The organism is Priestia aryabhattai B8W22 (genome assembly GCF_000956595.1).
Taxonomy (GTDB): domain Bacteria; phylum Bacillota; class Bacilli; order Bacillales; family Bacillaceae_H; genus Priestia; species Priestia aryabhattai.
In genome coordinates this window covers 68,001-87,187 of sequence record NZ_JYOO01000015.1, presented here as the reverse complement: position 1 = coordinate 87,187, position 19,187 = coordinate 68,001, and the positions used below count along the sequence as shown (strand labels likewise).

At 37.8% G+C, this 19,187-nt stretch carries 19 protein-coding genes, 1 pseudogene and 1 riboswitch; of the genes and pseudogenes, 14 read left to right on the top strand and 6 right to left on the bottom strand.

Annotation, left to right across the window (positions count from 1 at the left end):
• The first annotated feature begins 5 nt into the window (after nt 1-5).
• Nucleotides 6-1,700 carry a M3 family oligoendopeptidase gene (locus N178_RS13500; protein WP_045292808.1) on the top strand — a complete coding sequence of 565 codons (1,695 nt, stop codon included), beginning with the start codon at nt 6-8 and terminating at the stop codon, nt 1,698-1,700.
• 80 nt (nt 1,701-1,780) lie between these two features.
• On the opposite strand, the gene N178_RS27820 is transcribed toward N178_RS13500, so the two are convergent.
• Both N178_RS27820 and N178_RS13495 read right to left on the bottom strand, forming a co-directional pair.
• On the bottom strand, nt 1,781-1,915 hold the full coding sequence (locus N178_RS27820; protein WP_014461068.1) for a hypothetical protein: 135 nt from the start codon (nt 1,913-1,915) through the stop codon (nt 1,781-1,783).
• Nucleotides 1,916-2,049: 134 nt separating this feature from the next.
• Nucleotides 2,050-3,633 (bottom strand): PAS domain S-box protein, encoded by a 1,584-nt coding sequence (locus tag N178_RS13495; RefSeq protein ID WP_045292806.1) that lies wholly within the window; start codon nt 3,631-3,633, stop codon nt 2,050-2,052.
• Nucleotides 3,634-3,973: 340 nt separating this feature from the next.
• Between N178_RS13495 and N178_RS13490 the strand changes: the two genes are divergently transcribed.
• The gene (locus N178_RS13490) at nt 3,974-4,252 is read left to right on the top strand and encodes a hypothetical protein (RefSeq protein WP_045292804.1); all 279 of its coding nucleotides are present in this window, start codon (nt 3,974-3,976) and stop codon (nt 4,250-4,252) included.
• 51 nt (nt 4,253-4,303) lie between these two features.
• Here the strand turns inward: N178_RS13490 and N178_RS13485 are convergent.
• Nucleotides 4,304-6,419, bottom strand: a pseudogene (locus N178_RS13485) (ATP-dependent Clp protease ATP-binding subunit).
• A gap of 419 nt (nt 6,420-6,838) precedes the next feature.
• On the opposite strand from N178_RS13485, the gene nhaC reads away from it, so the two are divergent.
• The 3 genes from nhaC to N178_RS27570 all read left to right on the top strand — a co-directional run bounded on the left by nhaC (nt 6,839) and on the right by N178_RS27570 (nt 9,606).
• Nucleotides 6,839-8,221 (top strand): Na+/H+ antiporter NhaC, encoded by a 1,383-nt coding sequence (gene nhaC, locus N178_RS13480; RefSeq protein WP_045292803.1) that lies wholly within the window; start codon nt 6,839-6,841, stop codon nt 8,219-8,221.
• Between the two features lie 290 nt (nt 8,222-8,511).
• Nucleotides 8,512-9,393 (top strand): alpha/beta hydrolase family protein, encoded by an 882-nt coding sequence (locus N178_RS13475; RefSeq protein ID WP_045292802.1) that lies wholly within the window; start codon nt 8,512-8,514, stop codon nt 9,391-9,393.
• 87 nt (nt 9,394-9,480) lie between these two features.
• Nucleotides 9,481-9,606: a DUF6254 family protein gene (locus N178_RS27570; RefSeq protein WP_013082238.1), complete on the top strand. Its 126-nt coding sequence runs from the start codon at nt 9,481-9,483 to the stop codon at nt 9,604-9,606.
• 70 nt (nt 9,607-9,676) lie between these two features.
• Here N178_RS27570 and N178_RS13470 read toward each other — a convergent pair whose 3' ends face one another.
• On the bottom strand, nt 9,677-10,396 hold the full coding sequence (locus N178_RS13470; protein ID WP_013082239.1) for a 3-ketoacyl-ACP reductase: 720 nt from the start codon (nt 10,394-10,396) through the stop codon (nt 9,677-9,679).
• Between the two features lie 207 nt (nt 10,397-10,603).
• On the opposite strand from N178_RS13470, the gene N178_RS13465 reads away from it, so the two are divergent.
• From N178_RS13465 to N178_RS13425, 9 genes are all read left to right on the top strand, one after another.
• Nucleotides 10,604-12,202 carry a spore germination protein gene (locus N178_RS13465; protein ID WP_045292801.1) on the top strand — a complete coding sequence of 533 codons (1,599 nt, stop codon included), beginning with the start codon at nt 10,604-10,606 and terminating at the stop codon, nt 12,200-12,202.
• Between the two features lie 24 nt (nt 12,203-12,226).
• Complete coding sequence (locus tag N178_RS13460; RefSeq protein ID WP_045292800.1) at nt 12,227-13,426, top strand: Ger(x)C family spore germination protein; 1,200 nt, start codon at nt 12,227-12,229, stop codon at nt 13,424-13,426.
• 11 nt (nt 13,427-13,437) lie between these two features.
• On the top strand, nt 13,438-13,674 hold the full coding sequence (locus N178_RS13455) for a hypothetical protein (protein ID WP_045292798.1): 237 nt from the start codon (nt 13,438-13,440) through the stop codon (nt 13,672-13,674).
• A 26-nt stretch (nt 13,675-13,700) separates the two neighbouring features.
• Entirely contained in the window at nt 13,701-14,822 is a 1,122-nt protein-coding gene (locus N178_RS13450) for a GerAB/ArcD/ProY family transporter (protein ID WP_045292796.1), read from the top strand.
• Nucleotides 14,823-14,894: 72 nt separating this feature from the next.
• Nucleotides 14,895-14,938, top strand: a riboswitch (PreQ1 riboswitch).
• 229 nt (nt 14,939-15,167) lie between these two features.
• Nucleotides 15,168-15,833, top strand: coding sequence for a 7-cyano-7-deazaguanine synthase QueC (queC, locus tag N178_RS13445; RefSeq protein ID WP_045292848.1), 666 nt, complete (start codon nt 15,168-15,170; stop codon nt 15,831-15,833).
• Nucleotides 15,833-16,273 carry a 6-carboxytetrahydropterin synthase QueD gene (gene queD / locus N178_RS13440; RefSeq protein WP_045292794.1) on the top strand — a complete coding sequence of 147 codons (441 nt, stop codon included), beginning with the start codon at nt 15,833-15,835 and terminating at the stop codon, nt 16,271-16,273. The genes queC and queD overlap by 1 nt, the downstream gene beginning before the upstream one ends.
• Nucleotides 16,266-16,997 carry a 7-carboxy-7-deazaguanine synthase QueE gene (gene queE, locus N178_RS13435; RefSeq protein WP_080890186.1) on the top strand — a complete coding sequence of 244 codons (732 nt, stop codon included), beginning with the start codon at nt 16,266-16,268 and terminating at the stop codon, nt 16,995-16,997. The genes queD and queE overlap by 8 nt, the downstream gene beginning before the upstream one ends.
• A gap of 98 nt (nt 16,998-17,095) precedes the next feature.
• Nucleotides 17,096-17,593: a preQ(1) synthase gene (gene queF / locus N178_RS13430; RefSeq protein ID WP_013055985.1), complete on the top strand. Its 498-nt coding sequence runs from the start codon at nt 17,096-17,098 to the stop codon at nt 17,591-17,593.
• A 68-nt stretch (nt 17,594-17,661) separates the two neighbouring features.
• Nucleotides 17,662-18,363, top strand: a complete 702-nt coding sequence (locus N178_RS13425) for an NAD(P)H-binding protein (protein WP_045292792.1) — start codon at nt 17,662-17,664, stop codon at nt 18,361-18,363.
• A 32-nt stretch (nt 18,364-18,395) separates the two neighbouring features.
• On the opposite strand, the gene N178_RS13420 is transcribed toward N178_RS13425, so the two are convergent.
• Together N178_RS13420 and N178_RS13415 are read right to left on the bottom strand one after the other, a co-directional pair.
• A complete protein-coding gene (locus N178_RS13420; protein ID WP_045292790.1) occupies nt 18,396-18,623 on the bottom strand; it encodes a hypothetical protein in 228 nt (75 codons plus the stop codon).
• 316 nt (nt 18,624-18,939) lie between these two features.
• On the bottom strand, nt 18,940-19,125 hold the full coding sequence (locus tag N178_RS13415) for a YkvS family protein (RefSeq protein WP_013055988.1): 186 nt from the start codon (nt 19,123-19,125) through the stop codon (nt 18,940-18,942).
• Nucleotides 19,126-19,187: the final 62 nt, after the last annotated feature.

The window sequence follows — 19,187 nt, the reverse complement described above, 5'->3', positions numbered from 1 at the left end:
AAATGATGAAATTTGAGAATTATACATATACGCGACCTGATATGAATGAAATTGAAAAGCAGTTTGAAAAGGCTATTACACATTTTACGGAAGCAGCGTCAGTCAGTCAGCAAAACGAGGCAATTCGTCTAGCAAATAATGCGTACTCCCAGTACAGTACAATGGGGAACATCTGCTATATTCGTCATTCTATAGACACTGCGAATGAAGTTTATAAAGAAGAACAAGACTATTTTGATGAAACGCAGCCGCTTTTAGAAGGATATGTAGAGAAATTTTACAAAGCATTAATTTCATCGCCTTTTAAACAGGAACTAGAAGAAAAATGGGGCAAGCAGCTGTTTTCTCTTGCTGAAATGCAGTTAAAAACATTTTCGCCGGAAATAGTAAAAGAGCTCCAGGAAGAAAATAAGCTATCGTCTCAATATACGAAACTAGTGGCGTCAGCTAAAATTGTATTTGAAGGCGAAGAAAGAACGTTAGCTCAGCTCGATCCGTTCATGGAGTCACCTGATCGAGAAATGAGAAAAAAAGCAGCAGAAGCGAAGTTTCAATTTTTTACCGATCATGAAGAGGAATTTGATGATATTTACGACAAACTTGTAAAAGTGCGGACCAAGCTTGCCCAAAAATTAGGCTATAAAAATTTCGTAGAAGTAGGCTATGCTCGTATGTCCAGAATAGGCTATGATGCTGAAATGGTTGCTGCTTTTCGCAAACAAGTAAAAGAGTATATCGTTCCCCTTACTGAAAAATTAAAAAAGCGTCAGCAGGAAAGAATTCATGTAGAGAGCTTAACTTATTATGATGAACCGTTTCAGTTTGAAACAGGAAATGCAGTACCAAAAGGTGATGAAAAGTGGATTATTGAAAATGGACGGGTTATGTATAAGGAGCTTTCTAAAGAGACGGACGAATTTTTTTCGTTTATGCTTGAAAATAATTTGATGGATTTAGTCGCTAAAAAGGGCAAAGCAGGCGGAGGCTACTGTACGTTTATTGAAGAATACAAAGCGCCGTTTATTTTTTCAAATTTTAACGGAACATCAGGCGATATTGATGTGTTAACGCATGAAGCAGGGCATGCTTTTCAAGTGTACTCAAGCCGAGATATGGAAACTAATGAGTATCACTGGCCTACGCATGAAGGAGCTGAAATTCATTCAATGAGCATGGAGTATTTTACATGGCCTTGGATGGAATTGTTCTTTAAAGAAGACAAAGATAAATACCAGTTTTCGCATTTAAGCTCAGGCTTAACTTTCTTGCCTTACGGGGTAGCCGTAGATGAATTTCAACATGCTGTATATGAACGCCCTGAGATGAAACCTTCGGAACGAAAAAGAACGTGGCGAGAAATTGAAAAAAAATATATGCCTTCTAAAAACTATGATGGCCATCATTATCTAGAAAGCGGAGGCTTCTGGCAGCGCCAGCTTCATATTTATACGTCTCCGTTTTATTATATTGATTATACGCTCGCTCAAATTTGTGCATTTCAATTTTGGAAAAAAGATCGAGAAAATCATGAACAAGCATGGCAAGATTATGTCCATTTATGTAAGCTTGGCGGAAGTAAGCCATTTTTAGAATTAGTGGAGGAAGCGAATCTGATTTCTCCATTTGAAGAAGGCTGCGTGCAGTCTGTAGTAGATGAAATTGAAAACTATTTAAACAGTATTGATGATAAAAAGCTATAAAAACAGGGCTTGAGACATAACAAAATCAATCGAATCTAAAGACGAACAAATGTGATAAACAATCTAGTATGAATCGCTTGTTACACCGCCGTTGATTTCCGTGCAAGGCTTCGCTTTCCGCGGGCGGCCGGTGAGCCTCCTCGGCGCTTATGCTCCTGCGGGGTCTCACCTATTCCGCTTTTCCCGCAGGAGTCTTCGCCTTGCCCTCCAATCAACAGCTAGAACCACCTAGATTAAACCTACGCTCACCCTCATAATAAAAAAATCCGAATGAGTTTGATTCTTAATTAAAAAATAAACTCGTTCGGATCTTCCTTCAACTAACATACTTTTGTTCTAGCCTCTTTTTTTAATGGTTCACTCCTTGTTCCCATAGAGGAATCGTAAGGGTAACGCTCGTTCCTTCGCCAACAGTACTTTTAATCTCAAATGTTCCTTTATGCTGATACAAAATGTTTTTAATCACAACAAGTCCAAGACCGGTGCCTGAGGGCTTCGTGGTAAAAAAGGGCTTTTGAATATGCGTAAGCAAATTTGAGGGAATGCCGACTCCTGTATCTTTAATGAATATAGTAAGATCTTTAGTATGCTGAGCAACGTTTAAATGAATTTCTCCTCCGCTAGGCATAGCTTCGAGCGCATTTTTTAATAAATTAATGAGTACTTGCTTAATTTGATTGGCATCACAGCAGATGTATGTATGCGGGGCTTCCACCTGCGTTTTAATGACGACATTTTTTAATACACATTCTGATTCAAACAAAAGAATAACGTCATTTAAAATAGTAGAAAAAGCATGCTTTTCCATAACCGTATCATGAGGTTTAGCAAGCAATAAGAATTCTCCAACGATTGAGTTAATCCGATTCAATTCACTCAGCATGATGGTTGTATAAGAATGATAGCGGCTGCTGTCTTCATGAATAAGCTGAATAAATCCATTCAGAGAAGTAAGCGGATTTCGAATTTCATGAGCGATTCCCGCTGCCATTTCGCCGGCTAAAGACAATTTATCGGTTTGGCGAAGAAATTTTTCTGTTTCCTTCTCTTCGGTAAGGTCACGTGAAATACCAAAAAGCGCAACGACCTGTTTATCACGATTAAAAATAGGTGAAACAGTGATTTCTACATCAATTATTTTTCCGTCTTTTCGCTTATCTTGAGTTTCAAAGGCAACCAGCTTTTCTCCTTTCTTAACCCTTTCGAATCGGCTTTCAGCGTCGCCTTTTAAGCCAGCAGGAATAAAAGGAATGGTTTTTCCGACAATTTCCTCCGCTGTCCATCCATATATTTGCTCAAAAGCATCGTTTACTTTAATCACTTTACCGTCTAGGCTGAACACGGAAATGGCGTCGCGGTTATATGTAAAAAAAGATTGTAAATACTCTTGTGCTGAATAGAGTTCATCTTCGGTTTTATTCATTTTGACCGTGGTAATAGCAATTAGTTTTTTAGAGAAATGAGCACAGTACAACAAAATAATCATTGTGATCAGCGTAAATAAAATGAAATAAACGATATCTAATTTCACGAAGGTCACAGATGTAAAAAGAGTGTTGCTTACATAAAAGTACAAAACAATTATTATGGACATTAATGTGGAAATTACAATAGCGATATAACTATAATAAATAAAACTAACAATAATTCCAAGAAACAAAAACAAATAATTAATAACAGCAGGTTCAATAGATGTCATGTACGCAATATAGGCATAATAGCATATGAAAAAAGAATACATAATGATAGCAGGATGAAAACGAAAGTGATACATAGCCGTCACTAACAGTAATAAAACCCCTCCGCTTATAAAAACAATCATTTGAGGGGCAGCTGCAATAAAGTGATATAAAACAATGTGAACAACATATAGCAGCCAAAAAATAAGTAAAAGAATAAAATTCCGTTTTTTTATGAGGTTGTGTGATTCCATAAAAAATCCCTTTCTTAAATGGTGAATAATTTTATAGGAGAATAACTTTATAGTCATCTAGTCGCACGGTATAGTAATATATCACTCATATTAGCATAGTTACAACTGTATGAATAGACGAATTGAGTACTTAGACCAAGGAAGATAGATCTAGAATGAAGCAGGTTATAAAACCTTAAGGAAATATAAGCGGAATATGAACAAAATGAAGGAGATGTAAAGCTTTTGTGATAACCTTGTAAAAGTGAACTTTTTTCCAATTGGATAGGCTATACTGCCAGTAGAGCCATATGAATGGTGACTACATAGAGGCTCAGATGATTCGAAAGGAGACGGTAAAATGAACAAAAGTTTATTAGTCAAGTTATTTGGATCACTTCTAGCAATTATGTTAATCACAGCATGCAACTCACAAACAGATGAAAAAGATGCAACAGAACAGCAAACAGAACAGTCGGATGATACTCAAGCGGAGGATACAACTACAGATGATTCACAGGAAACAATGAAGCAAGACGAAGCAGATGACTCATCTGGGGATGAAGCAACTGATGATCAAGAAGAATCAACGGATAGTGCGGATGAAAAAACAGACGAAAAAACAGATGAAAGTAAATAAACGGAAATATTTCTATAAAAAAAAGCGACTCAAGTAGAGTCGCTTTTTCTATTAGTTTTGTACGGTAATTTCGCTTGCTTCATTTAACGTTACGTTCACTGTTGATACGTCCGCATCATCTAACAGTAAATCTGTAATTCGATCTTCAAGCTGTTCTTGAATTGCTCGGCGGAGTGGTCTAGCACCGAATGCAGGGTGATAGCCAAGTTCAGCCAGTTTTTCTTTTACTTCAGCTGCTACGTGGAGCGTGATGTTTTGCTCTTGTAATGTTTCTTTCAATTCAGCAAGCATAAGGTCAACGATTTTAATTAAGTTATCTTTTTCAAGGTGATTAAATTCAATGATTGTATCAAATCGATTTAAAAATTCTGGTTTGAAATAAGATGAAAGTGAATCTAAAACCGATGCCTGCTTAAGTGCGTCATTTTCTGCATCGAACCCAACCGTAATTTTCTTTTCACCTACACCAGCGTTACTTGTCATAATGATAACTGTGTCTTTAAAGCTTACTGTACGACCTTGACTATCTGTTAGACGTCCATCTTCTAAAATTTGCAGAAACATATGCTGAACGTCTGGATGAGCTTTTTCAATTTCATCTAGTAAGATGATAGAATAAGGATTACGGCGTACTTTCTCTGTTAATTGCCCTGCCTCTTCATGACCTACGTAGCCAGGGGGTGAGCCAATTAATTTAGACACGGCGTGTTTTTCCATGTATTCACTCATATCTAGACGAACCATTGCATCTTTTGAGCCGAATAGTTCTTCAGCTAATGTTTTGGTTAACTCTGTTTTACCGACACCTGTTGGACCGACAAATAAGAATGAACCAATTGGACGATGCTTCGCTTTTAATCCAGCGCGAGAACGTCGAATCGCTTTTGCTACTTTTTCTACAGCTTCCTGCTGTCCAATTACTTTTTGAGCTAAGTGCTCTGCTAAATGCTTCATTTTTGCTGATTCATTTTCTTGAAGTTTACCAACAGGGATACCCGTTTTCTTTTCAATAATTGCTTGAATGTCAGCAATATCCACATTCATTTTTTGCTGTTCTTCGTTCAATTGTTTTTCAAGAGCAGCTTCTTCATCGCGAAGTTTTGCTGCTACTTCATATTTTTCATCCTTTAGCGCCTGCTTCTTTTTCTTTTGTAATTTCTTTTAAGCGAGCGGCCGCGTCGTCTTTATTTGTAATGCCTGCCTGTAAATTCATTTTTGAGCCTGCTTCATCTAGCAAGTCAATTGCTTTATCAGGCAAGAAGCGATCTTGAATGTAGCGGTGTGATAAATTTACACAAGCGCGGATCGCTTCATCTGTATAGTTAACGCCGTGATAATCTTCATATTTACTTTGAATTCCTTTTAGAATTTTAACGGCTTCTTCTACAGACGGTTCGTGAACCATAACCGGCTGGAAGCGTCGTTCAAGAGCCGCATCTTTTTCAATCGAACGGTACTCTTTTAAAGTTGTAGCTCCGACTACTTGAAGTTCACCTCGTGCAAGAGCAGGTTTTAAAATATTGCTTGCGTCCATTGAACCTTCCGCTGAACCAGCTCCTACAAGAAGGTGAATTTCATCGATAAATAAAATCACGTTTTTTCGCTGTTGAAGCTCAGAAATTAATTGTTTCATACGCTCTTCAAATTGACCACGTACGCCCGTATTAGCTACGAGAGATGCTACATCTAACAGATATACATCTTTATTTAACAGCTTGGCAGGAACTTTCCCTTCCGCGATTTTTAAAGCTAACCCTTCAACAACAGCTGTTTTACCAACGCCAGGCTCTCCAATTAGCACCGGGTTGTTTTTGTTTCTTCTATTTAAAATTTCAATGACACGCTCTACTTCTTCTTCGCGGCCAATAACAGGGTCAATTAATCCCGTTTTCGCAATTTGAGTTAAGTTTCGACCGAACTGGTCTAAAAATCCGCTGCCGCCATTTCCTTGCTGTGGCTGTTCCGGTGCAGCTTGTTCTTGTGACATTTGCTTGAATAAATCATCGATGTTCATAAAGCCGCCACCTCCAAAGCCTGATGGGATTTTATGTTCTTTCATTAGTGCTTGATAACATGTATGACATAAACGATATTGAGATTTTTGGTTATTTGTTTGTACATTTAATTGAATAGATGCTTCACGTTTATTACAGTTTTGACAAATCATTTAATTAGCCTCCCTAAATGATTTTAATCGAAGATCAGCAGGTGTTTGACCTTTCTTGACCTTTCGTAATTTTATTATACTTTGACCTTTTTTGACTTTCAAGTCTTTTGCTTAAAAAAATTTTAAGGGAAGTTTCTCGCTTATGTACAAAAGGTAGTACATTAAAAAAAGATGTGTTTTATGTGTACCCGTTCTATACATGTAAAAACATAAGAGGCATTTTGTACAATGATCTGCTTGAAGAGGGAATTAATATTAATAAGAAGAAAAGGGGAAAAATGAGTGCAAAGCTTACCGTTGGATAAAATAAGTCATTGACAGCAAGAAAGATAAAAATTATACTCAAGAAGGTTTGCACTTAACTGCGTAAAAGCATAAAAGCGTTTAAGTGAAAAAGAAAGATAGAAAGGGAATACCTCATGAAAAAAGAAATTTCATTTATACAATCAATAGCGGCGGTTTTGGTGCTATTAGCTATTATTTTTGTTTCATTATTTATGTTAAAGCTGCCGCCTCATATTCCGCTAATATTTGGTGTAGCATTTATTAGTGTGATTGGCTTTTTGTTGAAATATAAGTGGACAGAAATGGAGAAAGGAATTTTAGACGGTGTTAGACTTGGTATTAAGCCTATCCTGATTTTAATGCTGATCGGGATGCTCATTGCGATTTGGATGGTAGGCGGAACGATACCGACGATTTTATCCTACGGCTTCCACTGGATTTCACCGCAGTACTTTTTAATTAGTGCTTTGGTTATTACCGTATTAGTTTCAACATTCACGGGAAGTTCATTAACAACTGTCAGTACGGTAGGGGTCGCTTTATTTGGCGTAGGAACTGCTATTGGTGTACATCCAGGTCTAGCAGCGGGGATGATTGTTTCAGGAGCCGTATTTGGAGATAAGATGTCTCCCTTATCTGATACTACAAATTTTGCTTCTGGTATCGTTGAAGTGCCGCTTCCTAAACATATTCAGCACATTACGTGGACGACGGTTCCAAGTATTGTCATTACCGCAATCATTGCATTGGTCATTGGGATGAACGGAAACCAGGAAAGCGTCAATTACGGAGAAATTCAAGGAATTCAAGAGGCATTAAAGCATACGTTTAATTTACACGTGTTGACGTTGCTTTCTCCACTTTTAGTTCTTATTTTTTCGATGAGAAGAGTCGATGTATTGCCAACGTTAGTTTTAGGGATTGTAACGGCCATTATTACAGGAATGATTACACAGCATGAATTTACGCTGAGTCAATTGCTAGGCGTTCTTCAAAGCGGACCGGCAGTAGAGTCAGGAAATAAAGTAGTCGATGCCATTGTAAATAAAGGCGGATTACAGTCCATGATGTTTTCTATTTCTCTTATCATGATTGCCTTGTCGCTAGGTGGCTTGATGAGAGCGGTTGGAATTATCGATGCTTTATTAAAAGGATTAGCAAAACAAATCCGCCGCAGCGGAGACGTTATTTTTGCTACGCTTCTATCTTCAATTGGGGTGAATGTCATCACAGGAGAACAGTATTTATCGATTCTTCTGCCTGGGCAGACGTTTAAGCCACTGTATGAAAAGTGGAACTTAGATCTGAAAAACTTATCACGAACGCTAGAAGACGGAGGGACGGTTATTAATGCTATTATCCCATGGGGTGTCAGTGGTGCTTTTATTTCAACAGCATTAAACATTCCAGCAGCTGACTATATTCCATTTACATTCTTTAGCATTCTCTGTCCGATCTTTTCAATTATTTTAGCATATACAGGCATTGGTATTGCCAAGAAAAAAGCTCAGTCTTAACTGAGCTTTTTTTTTGAAAAAGGACAGGTAAAAAACGACAAAAAAAGTATCATTCCACTTTTCAAATCTATAATTTAATAATACAATTTACTATACGTCTTTCTTGTTCATGTATTTGTATGAATTCTTATTTCTTTACAGATGAAGAAATTTGAGTTTTGCGGTATGATAAATAAGCTGTATTGGCGATGGGATGAATGCCCTTTTTAGCAAACATTTAAGAAGGGTAAAGCCAAATGAAAACACTCATTATAAAAGAGAAAAGATATTTATTGAGGAGAGGGTTTCTGTTGAAAAAATGGGGCATCATTGCATTAATCACTGTAGCTGTGCTCGGTGTGACAGCGGTTTTTAACCGAGCTGAAAGTGATGATGTAAATAAAGAAAAATTGAATTTATTATCGCCTTATTCAAATAAAGTAGATGTATATAGCATTACGTATCCTAGTGATAATTTAAAGATAAAAGGGTTTTTAGTACAGCCTAAAGACATTGCAGACAAACATTACCCGCTTTTAGTATATAATCGCGGAGGAAATCGCGAACACGGTATGATTCGCGCAAAAACACTTCAGTACTTATCATATTGGGCAAGTAAAGGCTACGTCGTTGTAGCGACTCAATACAGGGGAAATGGTGGAAGTGAAGGAACTGAGACCTACGGCGGTAAAGATATTGACGACGTATTAAATCTTATTAAGTGGGGAGAACAGCTTCCTTATGTAAATCATCAGCAAAAGGTAGCGCTAGGCTATTCACGCGGCGGTATGATGACGTATTTAACGATGAAAAACGGCGTTAAATTTGATGCAGTTGTCGTACAATCAGGTATTACAGACATGTTTCAATTCTACGATCAAAGAGGGCCTGAAATGAAACAAGTGCTGCGGACAATTGTAGGAGATCCGGCGCAATATCCAGAGAGGTATAAAAGTCGTTCTGTTGTCTATTGGAGTGATAAAGTAAATTCACCACTGTTAATTTTGCAAGGCGATCATGATCGTAAAGTTCACCACACTCAGGCTGAAAAGCTTGTGAAACAGCTAGATGAGCAGGGGAAAGAATACAAATATGTACTGTACAAAAACGGCGACCATCCGCTAACTGCTTATTATGATCAATATAACGAGGAAATTGATAAATGGTTTAAAATACATTTAGCTAAGCAGTAAAGAAATTGGAAGCAGTTTTGATGAATGGAAAAGAGCAGCTTGTTTTATCCTACTAGATGTAAGCATATAAAAAGGGGATGAAGCAAAATGACTCAGTCTAAAAGTCAAAAAGAGCGTCAGTGGAACGTGCGAAAACAATCACAAAACCCATCGCATGGAAAAGTAAAATCTTTTGAAGAACTATCAGAAGAAATCACACCTAAGCGCAAATAAGGTAACCACCATATAATATAAAGGAAGACACAAAAAAGGAGAGCTGAAGCTCTCCTTTTTCTATGTTTGTTTACGGATTTGTAGACCACATGCCCGCAGATTTGATAAAAATACGCGGATGCAGTTTTAATTGTGCTACCATAATTTCTGCTAGGTCTTCAGGCTGCATCACTTTATCAGGATTGCCATCTGTTAAGTTTTCTTTATATGCTAATTCCGTTGCTACTGTACTTGGTGTTAGGGCTGTTACACGAATATTGTGTTTGCGCACCTCTAGCGCTAGAGATTCAGTTAAGCCGAGCACGCCAAATTTTGAAGCGCTGTAAGCGCTTGTAACGGGAGCGCCTTTTTGACCAGCAGTGGATGAGATATTGATGATGTCTCCACCATTCTTTTCGATTAATTGAGGTAGAACGGCGCGCGTTACGTAGTAAACGCCCATTAAATTCACATCAATGATTTGTTTCCACTCAGCTGGGTCTAGCTCTAAAAAGCTTCCGAATTTACCGATTCCCGCGTTGTTGATTAAGATATCCGTTGCCCCTAATTTTGTATGTAGATGCTCAACTGCTGCGTTTACTTCTTCCATAGAAGAAACGTCTGCTGTTGCGTAAGCAACTTGTACATCAAATGCTTCTAGTTCAGAAGCAACAGCCTTTAAATCCGCCTCTGTTCGAGCAATTAAACCGATATTTACGCCTTCTTTTGCTAATTCAATCGCAGTTGAACGACCGATGCCTTTTCCTGCTCCTGTAATAAGAGCTACTTTGCCTTTAAGTGATTGTGCCATATATAGACTCCTTTCAATGTTCCGCATAAACATTCTTCATAATAACAAAGAATTATCCATTACTATCCTATAGAAATGCACAAATGATGTCAAAAATAAAGATTATCAAAATGGCTTCAAGTATAAATTTCCTTTTCATACAAAAACTATATAGACTAAAAAGAAGAAATTCCGTTTCTTTTCGTTCAATGTAGTGGAGGATGAGCAATGCGTATAAAAAAACTATCTGAGTTAACGAATAAATCCAAACAGCGGAAAGAAAAAGCTGATGAATCGAAGGACTCTAAGAAAACTAGTGCTTCTTCTACACATGAAGAGCAGAAATTATCGGAGAGGGTGGGAGATAATTTATCCAGCATGAAAAAAGCACTGGGACAGAGTACGGACTTAGTGGTACGAGAGTTTCGAATTTCGATTGAAGAAAAATTCACTTTAGGTGTTGCTTACATCGACGGATTAGTAAATAAAGACGAAGTTGAACACTATGCGCTGGACTCCATTATGCACTATCAAGATGAACATTTAACACATGATGATGGCATCGTTAATATGTACGAATTGATTAAAAGCTATAGTTTGGCAGCAGGTGAAATCATGGAAGCAAAGACATTGGATGATGCTCTTCTTCGTGTTTTATCAGGAGATACGGTGCTGTTTTTAGAAGGGTATCAAACGTGTATTGTAGCAAGTACAAGAGGGTGGAGAGACAGGGCTGTTTCTGAACCACAATCTCAGACCGTTGTAAGAGGACCTCGAGACAGTTTCACAGAAACACTGCGAACGAATACTGCATTGATTCGGCGCCGAATAAAATCTCCAAAACTTTGGATTGAATCTCAGCAAATAGGAGAGTTTACAAAAACGGATATTGCGCTCGTTTACATAGACGGCATTGCGGATGAACAGGTCATTCAAGAGGTAAAGGCGCGTCTTTCTAAAATTGATATAGACGGTATTTTAGAGAGCGGATACATCGAAGAGTTGATTCAAGATGAAGATTATACACCTTTTCCTACTATGCATAACACGGAACGTCCAGACTCCGTGGCAGCAGGTCTTTTAGAGGGGCGAATAGCCATTTTAGTAGACGGTACACCTTTTGTATTAATGGTTCCTGCCCTATTTATTCAATTTTTTCAAGCGGCCGAAGATTATTACCAGCGCGCAGATATTAGTACATTGATTCGCTTAATGCGCTACATGGCATTTTTCTTAGCCCTTTTAACACCTTCTGCTTATATTGCTTTAACTACTTTTCATCAAGAGATGCTTCCTTTTGCTTTGTTAATTAGTATTGCAGCTCAAAGGGAAGGTGTCCCTTTTCCTGCTATTATTGAAGCGTTTATTATGGAAATCACGTTTGAAATTTTGCGAGAAGCGGGAGTCCGATTGCCCCGAGCAGTAGGTTCAGCTATTTCGATTGTCGGAGCACTCGTTTTAGGAGAAGCCGCCGTACAAGCGGGATTAGTATCGCCTGCAATGGTTATCGTTGTATCCATCACCGCTATTAGTAACTTTGTTTCACCGGTGTATGATATGGCCATTGCAGTAAGGATGCTGCGCTTTATTTTAATGGTTTTAGCAGCTACTTTTGGCTTGTTCGGTATTATCCTGGGGCTAATTTTAATGATTTTACATTTATGCAGCTTAAGGTCATTTGGAGTCCCTTATATGACACCTATGGCTCCCTTTGTGAAGCGTGACCAAAAGGATGTTCTAATTAGACGTTCGATCAAAAAAATGAAAACAAGGCCAAAGCTTATTAACGAGAAGAATATTTCACGTCAAAAGACGCAAAAAAACTAAACTGTGCAAAGGCGGCCGGTTACTATGAAAGCATTTCTGATGTTATGTATCTGTTCATTGCTGTTAAGCGGCTGCTGGAGCAGTCGAGAGTTGAATGAGCTAGCCATTACGGTTGCTGTCGGAATTGATAAAGCAGAAGATGGCATTATTGTTACAGTTCAGCTGATTAACCCTGGTGATATTCAAGCCAAAACTCCTACAAACGGGCCTTCTGTTACCACATTCTCTATTAAGGCTTCGTCTGTAATGGAAGGGTTAAGAAAAATAACGACAAAATCCCCGCGGAAAATTTATCTTTCTCATTTACGAATGCTAGTCATTAGCGAAAGCATGGCGAAAGACGGTATCGCCGAAGTTCTTGATTTCTTTGCTCGGGATCATGAAGTGCGTACCGATTATTTTGTTGTTGTTGCTAAAAACACGAAAGCATCGAGCGTGCTAAACGTATTGACAACAATCGAAAAAATACCGGCTAATCATATGTTTGCCTCATTAGATGTGTCACAGCGTATTTGGGCACCTACTAGAGGAGTGAAGTTAAATGAACTAATCAGTAACTTAACGAGTGAAGGAAAGCAGGCGGTGTTATCAGGAGTATTGGTGAAAGGCGACGTGAAAAAGGCAGGAGATATGTCCAACATTTCCCGCACTAATCTTTCCACCTTGCTCAATTTCAAAGGGTTAGGTGTCTTTCAAAATGATAAGCTTCTCGGCTGGTTCAATGAAGATGAAAGTAAAGGATATAACTATATTACAGGAAATGTAAAAAGTACATTAATTGTTATTCCATGTGAAAAGAAAGAAAAACAGCACGATATCGTCGGAGTAGAGATGCTCCGAACGAATGTGAAGGTGACAGCTACTATGAAAAACCATAAACCTCATATTCACGTTAATTTAAAAGGTGAAGCGAACGTAGCTGATGTAGAGTGTCAAGTGAATTTACAGGACCCGGCTGTAATCAATATGCTGGAACGAAAAACAGCAGCAGACGTAAAAGAAAAAATGAATGATGCGGTGGAAAAAGCTCAAAAAACCTACAAAAGCGATATCTTTGGTTTTGGCGAAGCATTTTACAGACAGGATGTAAAGAGATGGTACAAAATGAAAAGAGACTGGAACAGAATTTATGCAGAAGATTTAACCGTCGATTTAGATGCAAAAGTTCAAATCCGCCGCTTAGGCACGTTAAATAACTCATATATGAAGCAAATGAAGCATTAAGGAGAAAGAAAATGGAGGGATTTATCGCCTTACTTGTACTGCTTGCTTATTTGACTAAAAAAATCATCATCAATTTCCGAAAGAAAAAGTATTACCGTGAAATAGTCGTCTATTTTTGCCTCATAGGCTTGGGTCTATTCTTTTGGGGAGCGATTACCCTTCGTAAAGAAGTTCCTACGCCTCTGTACTTTTTAGAGGCCTTAATTAAGCCTCTTACTAAAACTGTTCATCATCTGTTTTTCCCGTGAGCAAGCATGTAAGAGAGAAGGTGCGTATGATGCAAATAAAAGAATTTATTAGTCCAAAACAATTTCTTTTTCTAATTTATGTTTTTTGTATCGGAAGCGCTATTTTGGCAGTTCCTGCTACGTTATTAGAAACCAATAGACAAAATGCGTGGTTTTGCGGTGTGCTTACTATGGGCTTTGCACTTTTAATTGTTGCGGTGCTTTTATGGCTGATTCAGCGTTACCCTCAGCAAACATTCATTCAAATAGCTAAAAAGGCGCTAGGTCCTTATGCCGGAACTTGTATTTCTCTTATCTACATTTTCTTTATGTTCATCCAATCTACATTCTCGCTTCGAGATATCAGTACGTTTATGACGACTCAAATTGTTCCTGAAACGCTTCCTACGTGGATTCACGCTCTTGTTCTATTAGCTGTCATATACGGAGGCTATCTAGGTATTGAAGTGATAGCGAGAACGGCGGAAATCTTTTTGCCGTGGATTATTGTGCCGTTTTTATTGTTAATTGTTTTAAATATTCCTCAGATGAAAATAGATCGTCTTTATCCTTTGTTTGAATTCCGCATGGCTGATTTAGTGTTAGGAACCACTTATTTTTTAGGAAATCCATTTATGGAGTTAGTTTTCGTTCTAATGATTACGCCTCATATAAAAGATGAGAAAAAGGTGAAAAGAATGTTTGTAATGGGCACTGTCGCATCAGGCTTGACGATTATAATTGCAGTTGCGGCTTGTATATTAGCGCTTGGCGCGAATATTGCATCGATGCACAGCTACCCAGTTTATTTATTAGGAAAAATGATTTCGTTAGGTGCCACAATTCAGCATGTTGAAGTATTAGTAGCTATTATTTGGATGTTATCTATCTTTTTTAAAGTTGTCATTGTGTTCTATGCTATTCAGTTAAGTATCGTCCAATTGTGTAATTTACGAGTGCGTAATTTTTTAAGCTTTCCTTTAGGCCTAATTATTACAGGCGTAGCGTATTATATTATTCCGAATACAGCATACTTTAATTATTTTGAAAAATATTACTGGCCGTTTTATTTATTCGTACTAAGCCTCTGTTTTCCCTTATTATTTATTGCTCTTTCTTATATAAAGAAAAATAAGGCAGCCAAAGGCGATAAAAACCAACAAACATAGCATTATTTATACGCATGTGGTATAGTATACGATGACAATTCAAGAAGAAACGCCGTACACGATTGTATATGTACGGGAGAGGTTCGAAAACTCCCTCTATAAAAAACTAAGATCATCGTTGATGACAAAAGACACGGTTTTAGCGTGTCTTCTTTCGCGTGCTTTTCTACAAATACGTCTTTTTGACGTGTATGCTGGCGAGGACGTGTATCTTAGTTGCTTTTTAGGGAGATTGCTGGAAAAGAGCAGTCTCTTTTTTGTGTTATAAATTAGTCACAAAGGGAACGAACGGTTCAATAAAGTTTCTTCTTCTTTTGATTTCAATCAAAAAGGAGACGAACAATGATGATGAAAAATGAAAAAGCTATTGTTGTATTTAGCGGGGGTCAAGATAGTACAACATGTTTATTTTGGGCTTTAAAAAACTTTAAAGAAGTAGAAACGGTTACTTTTCAATACGGTCAGCGTCATAGTCAAGAAATAGAGGTAGCAAAGGCTATTGCAGCTGATTTGGGTGTGAAGCATACCGTATTAGATATGTCACTTTTAAATCAATTAGCACCAAATGCATTAACGCGAGATGATATTGCTATCGAGCAAAAAGAAGGAGAATTGCCTACCACGTTTGTGGATGGCCGCAATCTGTTATTTTTGTCATTTGCAGCCGTACTGGCTAAGAACAGCGGAGGCCGCCATATCGTAACAGGCGTTTGTGAAACTGATTTTTCAGGATATCCAGACTGCCGAGATGTATTTGTGAAATCGTTAAACGTTACGCTTAACTTATCAATGGACTTTGAGTTTGTAATTCATACACCGCTCATGTGGATTGATAAAGCAGAAACGTGGGCTTTAGCTGATGAGTTAGGGGCGCTTGAGTATGTGCGCGAAAAAACGTTAACGTGCTACAACGGTATTGTTGCTGATGGATGCGGCGAATGTCCCGCATGTCAATTGCGAAAACGCGGGTTAGATCAATACTTGCAAACAAAAGAAGGAGGAGAGAAATAATGCTGCAACAAATGTATCCTCAAGTATTTCATGACTATGAATATGAACTGAACAAAGATATGCAGTTTGCTGCGGCACATTTTGTTCCTCACCCAGAAGCAGGAAAATGCCGTCAAGTCCATGGACATACGTATTTTGTAAATCTAACTGTTGCCGGAGATACATTAGACGAAGCGGGTTTTTTAGTAAACTTTGCGCTATTGAAAAAAATTGTTTCTGGTCAATTTGATCATACATTATTGAACGATCATTCTATCTTTAACGAAGAAAATCCAAATGATTTTCCTACAACTGAAGTTGTTGCTCGTAAAATTTATGAGTTGGTTCAAGAATATCTAGACACACTACCAAATAAGCCTTCTTGCGTACAAGTATTCGTGCGGGAAACGCCGACAAGTTACGTAGTTTACCGCCCAAAGAAGGTGAAAAAACGTGGCTAATACAATTCCAGTACTTGAAATATTCGGACCAACGATTCAAGGGGAAGGAATGGTTGTAGGACGTAAGACGATGTTTGTTCGTACCGCAGGCTGTGATTATTCCTGCAGCTGGTGTGATTCAGCTTTTACATGGGATGGATCAGCTAAAAACGATATTCGTCAGCTAACAGCAGAACAAATTTGGATGGAGCTAAAAGAAATTGGAGGAGAGTGCTTTGATCACGTCACCATTTCTGGGGGAAACCCTGCGCTTATCAAGGCAATTGGTTCACTTGTAGAGCTTTTGCACAGTCATGGGGTAAAAGCAGCACTTGAAACTCAGGGAAGCCGTTATCAGGATTGGTTCCTAAAGATCGATGATTTAACGATTTCTCCTAAGCCTCCAAGCTCATTAATGAAAACAAATTTCTCCGTATTAGACGATATTATAGAGACATTAATAAAGGAAAAACGCATGGGGCACATAAGCATAAAAGTCGTTATATTTAATGATGAGGACTTTGAGTATGCAGCATCTGTTCATGAACGTTATCCTGAGGTTCCATTTTTTGTTCAAGTAGGCAACGAGGACTTAACGACAATCGATAATGCGTCGTTAACACAAGAATTGCTTAAAAAGTATGAGTGGTTAATCGACAAGGCAGTGGCAGCTAAAAACATGAACGATGTAAGAGTTCTGCCGCAGGTTCACGCCCTGGTTTGGGGAAATAAACGAGGCGTGTAAGCGCATAGCAAAAAATTTACAAAGAAAAATAAAAACAGATATATACAAAATAAAAAAACGCTGTTAGAATGACAATCGTAGAAAGAGAGGAAATGCAAATGAGCGGTCGAAAAGATGAAGAATTAGAAGGTGTATCACTCCTTGGAAATCAAGGAACAAACTATTTGTTTGAATATTCACCAGAGATTCTAGAAGCATTTGATAACAAACATCCAAATCGTGATTATTTTGTGAAATTCAACTGTCCGGAATTTACGAGCTTATGTCCAAAAACGGGTCAGCCGGATTTCGCAACCATTTATATTAGTTACATTCCAGATGAAAAAATGGTGGAAAGCAAGTCGTTAAAGCTTTATTTGTTCAGCTTCCGTAACCATGGAGATTTCCATGAAGACTGTATGAATATTATTATGAATGACTTAATTAAACTGATGAATCCAAGGTATATTGAAGTATGGGGAAAATTCACACCACGCGGCGGAATTTCAATTGATCCATATACAAACTATGGCCGCCCTGGTACGAAATATGAAGAAATGGCTAATTATCGCCTAATGAATCATGATTTATACCCAGAAACAATTGATAATCGTTAATTCGAACAAACAGGTTGTGTATGCAACCTGTTTTCCATTGCAAAAACAACAGATGAGAAGGTGAAAGAATGTCACAGAGATCAGCATTAGTATTAGGTGCAAGCGGACTTGTTGGTCAAGAACTTTTAAAAATGTTATTAAGCAACAGCTTATATAACGATGTGACAGTGTTTGTTCGAAAAAAGCTACCAATCGAACACACAAAGCTACGTCAGCTCGAAATTGATTTTTCAGAGCTTGATAAGCACGAAGAATGCTTTGCAGTTGATGATGTATATTGCTGTTTAGGCACGACAATGAAAAAAGCAAAAACAAAAGCGAAATTCATTAAAGTTGACTACGAATTTCCTTTAAAAGCGGCTAAATGTGCAGAAAAATATCGCTGCAAAAACTTTTTAACGATTACAGCAATTGGTGCTGATCTTCGTTCGCCATTCTTTTACAGTAAAGTAAAGGGGCAAGTAGAAGAAGATATCGCAAGCTTATATATCCGTTCTACTCACTTTTTCCGCCCATCGTTATTATTAGGTAAGCGCCAAGAGTTTCGCCTATTTGAAAAGCTTGGGGGATACACGTTAAAGTCGTGTTCATTTTGCCTTGTAGGAAAGTGGAGAAAGTATCGTCCAATTAAAGCGTATAACGTAGCCAAATCCATGATGAAAGCTGCACTTGAAGATAAATGCGGTGTTCATGTACATGAAAGCCAAGATATCTATACAGGTGAATGCTATTATTCGTTTACCAACGGCAAGCGCGTGTTATCAAAATAAAGAAAAGCCTCTTCATATGAAGAGGCTTTTTTCTATCTTCCGTCAGCATCCGCGTTCCCATCGCCATCCCCATCACCATCGTGATCGTGATTAGCAGCAGATTCACTCCAGCTTGTGTAGGAGTTAGAATCTTCTTCGGCATAATTCATGGGTTCAACGGATGTTTTTTTATTTGAAGTTTGCTTGCGTTTAAAAACGAACTGCACGATGAAAAAAAGAATGACAATAAGTGCAACGATAAACAATACAGTATCAAACATGCTAATAATTCCTTTCGGTAAGTAGGTAGTAGTAGCTTGTTCTTATTGTCACACGAAAATAAGACCCTTTCAAGAAAAAATGGGGCCTGTTTTTGTTTCTTTAAGGAAACTTTTTTTATCTTAGCCATATATTATTGTATGAAGAAACATTTCAGAAAAGAGGGAATACAGTGAAAAAAAGTTCGAAGGATGTTAAGGTTCAACAGTATATTTACCTCATGTATAAGCTGGGAATTATTACAGAAGAACAAAAGAATCAATTCTTTCAAAACCAATAAAAAAGCAACCGTTTTTGCGTTCCGGTTGCTTTTTCCCTTTACATAGCTGGATTAATAATGGTGTAGTTTTTGTGATTAACAACAGTTCGCTGTTCTAAGTCTAAATCGCGGTAGTTTGTCATGTAAGTCAAATCAACAATCACCGAGTTTTCATTTACTTTTTCGACAATGCCCTGTAAGCCATTTTTAAATTCTATCAAGTTTCCTACCTCTGCTATTTTCATGATTCATCGCTCCTTTGTTTTAAATTAGTTCATTATTAATTTTTAAAATAGTTTTAATTTTA

Excerpts from the sequence above, each read along its gene's own strand:
- N178_RS13495 (WP_045292806.1), bottom strand. The coding sequence starts at position 3,633 with ATGGAATCACACAACCTCATAAAAAAACGGAATTTTATTCTTTTACTT.
- N178_RS13465 (WP_045292801.1), top strand. The coding sequence starts at position 10,604 with ATGCGTATAAAAAAACTATCTGAGTTAACGAATAAATCCAAACAGCGG.
- N178_RS13415 (WP_013055988.1), bottom strand. The coding sequence starts at position 19,125 with ATGAAAATAGCAGAGGTAGGAAACTTGATAGAATTTAAAAATGGCTTA.
- N178_RS13460 (WP_045292800.1), top strand. The coding sequence starts at position 12,227 with ATGAAAGCATTTCTGATGTTATGTATCTGTTCATTGCTGTTAAGCGGC.
- N178_RS13420 (WP_045292790.1), bottom strand. The coding sequence starts at position 18,623 with ATGTTTGATACTGTATTGTTTATCGTTGCACTTATTGTCATTCTTTTT.
- nhaC (WP_045292803.1), top strand. The coding sequence starts at position 6,839 with ATGAAAAAAGAAATTTCATTTATACAATCAATAGCGGCGGTTTTGGTG.
- queD (WP_045292794.1), top strand. The coding sequence starts at position 15,833 with ATGCTGCAACAAATGTATCCTCAAGTATTTCATGACTATGAATATGAA.
- queF (WP_013055985.1), top strand. The coding sequence starts at position 17,096 with ATGAGCGGTCGAAAAGATGAAGAATTAGAAGGTGTATCACTCCTTGGA.
- N178_RS13450 (WP_045292796.1), top strand. The coding sequence starts at position 13,701 with ATGATGCAAATAAAAGAATTTATTAGTCCAAAACAATTTCTTTTTCTA.
- N178_RS13500 (WP_045292808.1), top strand. The coding sequence starts at position 6 with ATGAAATTTGAGAATTATACATATACGCGACCTGATATGAATGAAATT.
- queC (WP_045292848.1), top strand. The coding sequence starts at position 15,168 with ATGATGAAAAATGAAAAAGCTATTGTTGTATTTAGCGGGGGTCAAGAT.
- N178_RS13470 (WP_013082239.1), bottom strand. The coding sequence starts at position 10,396 with ATGGCACAATCACTTAAAGGCAAAGTAGCTCTTATTACAGGAGCAGGA.
- N178_RS27570 (WP_013082238.1), top strand. The coding sequence starts at position 9,481 with ATGACTCAGTCTAAAAGTCAAAAAGAGCGTCAGTGGAACGTGCGAAAA.
- N178_RS13490 (WP_045292804.1), top strand. The coding sequence starts at position 3,974 with ATGAACAAAAGTTTATTAGTCAAGTTATTTGGATCACTTCTAGCAATT.
- N178_RS13425 (WP_045292792.1), top strand. The coding sequence starts at position 17,662 with ATGTCACAGAGATCAGCATTAGTATTAGGTGCAAGCGGACTTGTTGGT.
- N178_RS13455 (WP_045292798.1), top strand. The coding sequence starts at position 13,438 with ATGGAGGGATTTATCGCCTTACTTGTACTGCTTGCTTATTTGACTAAA.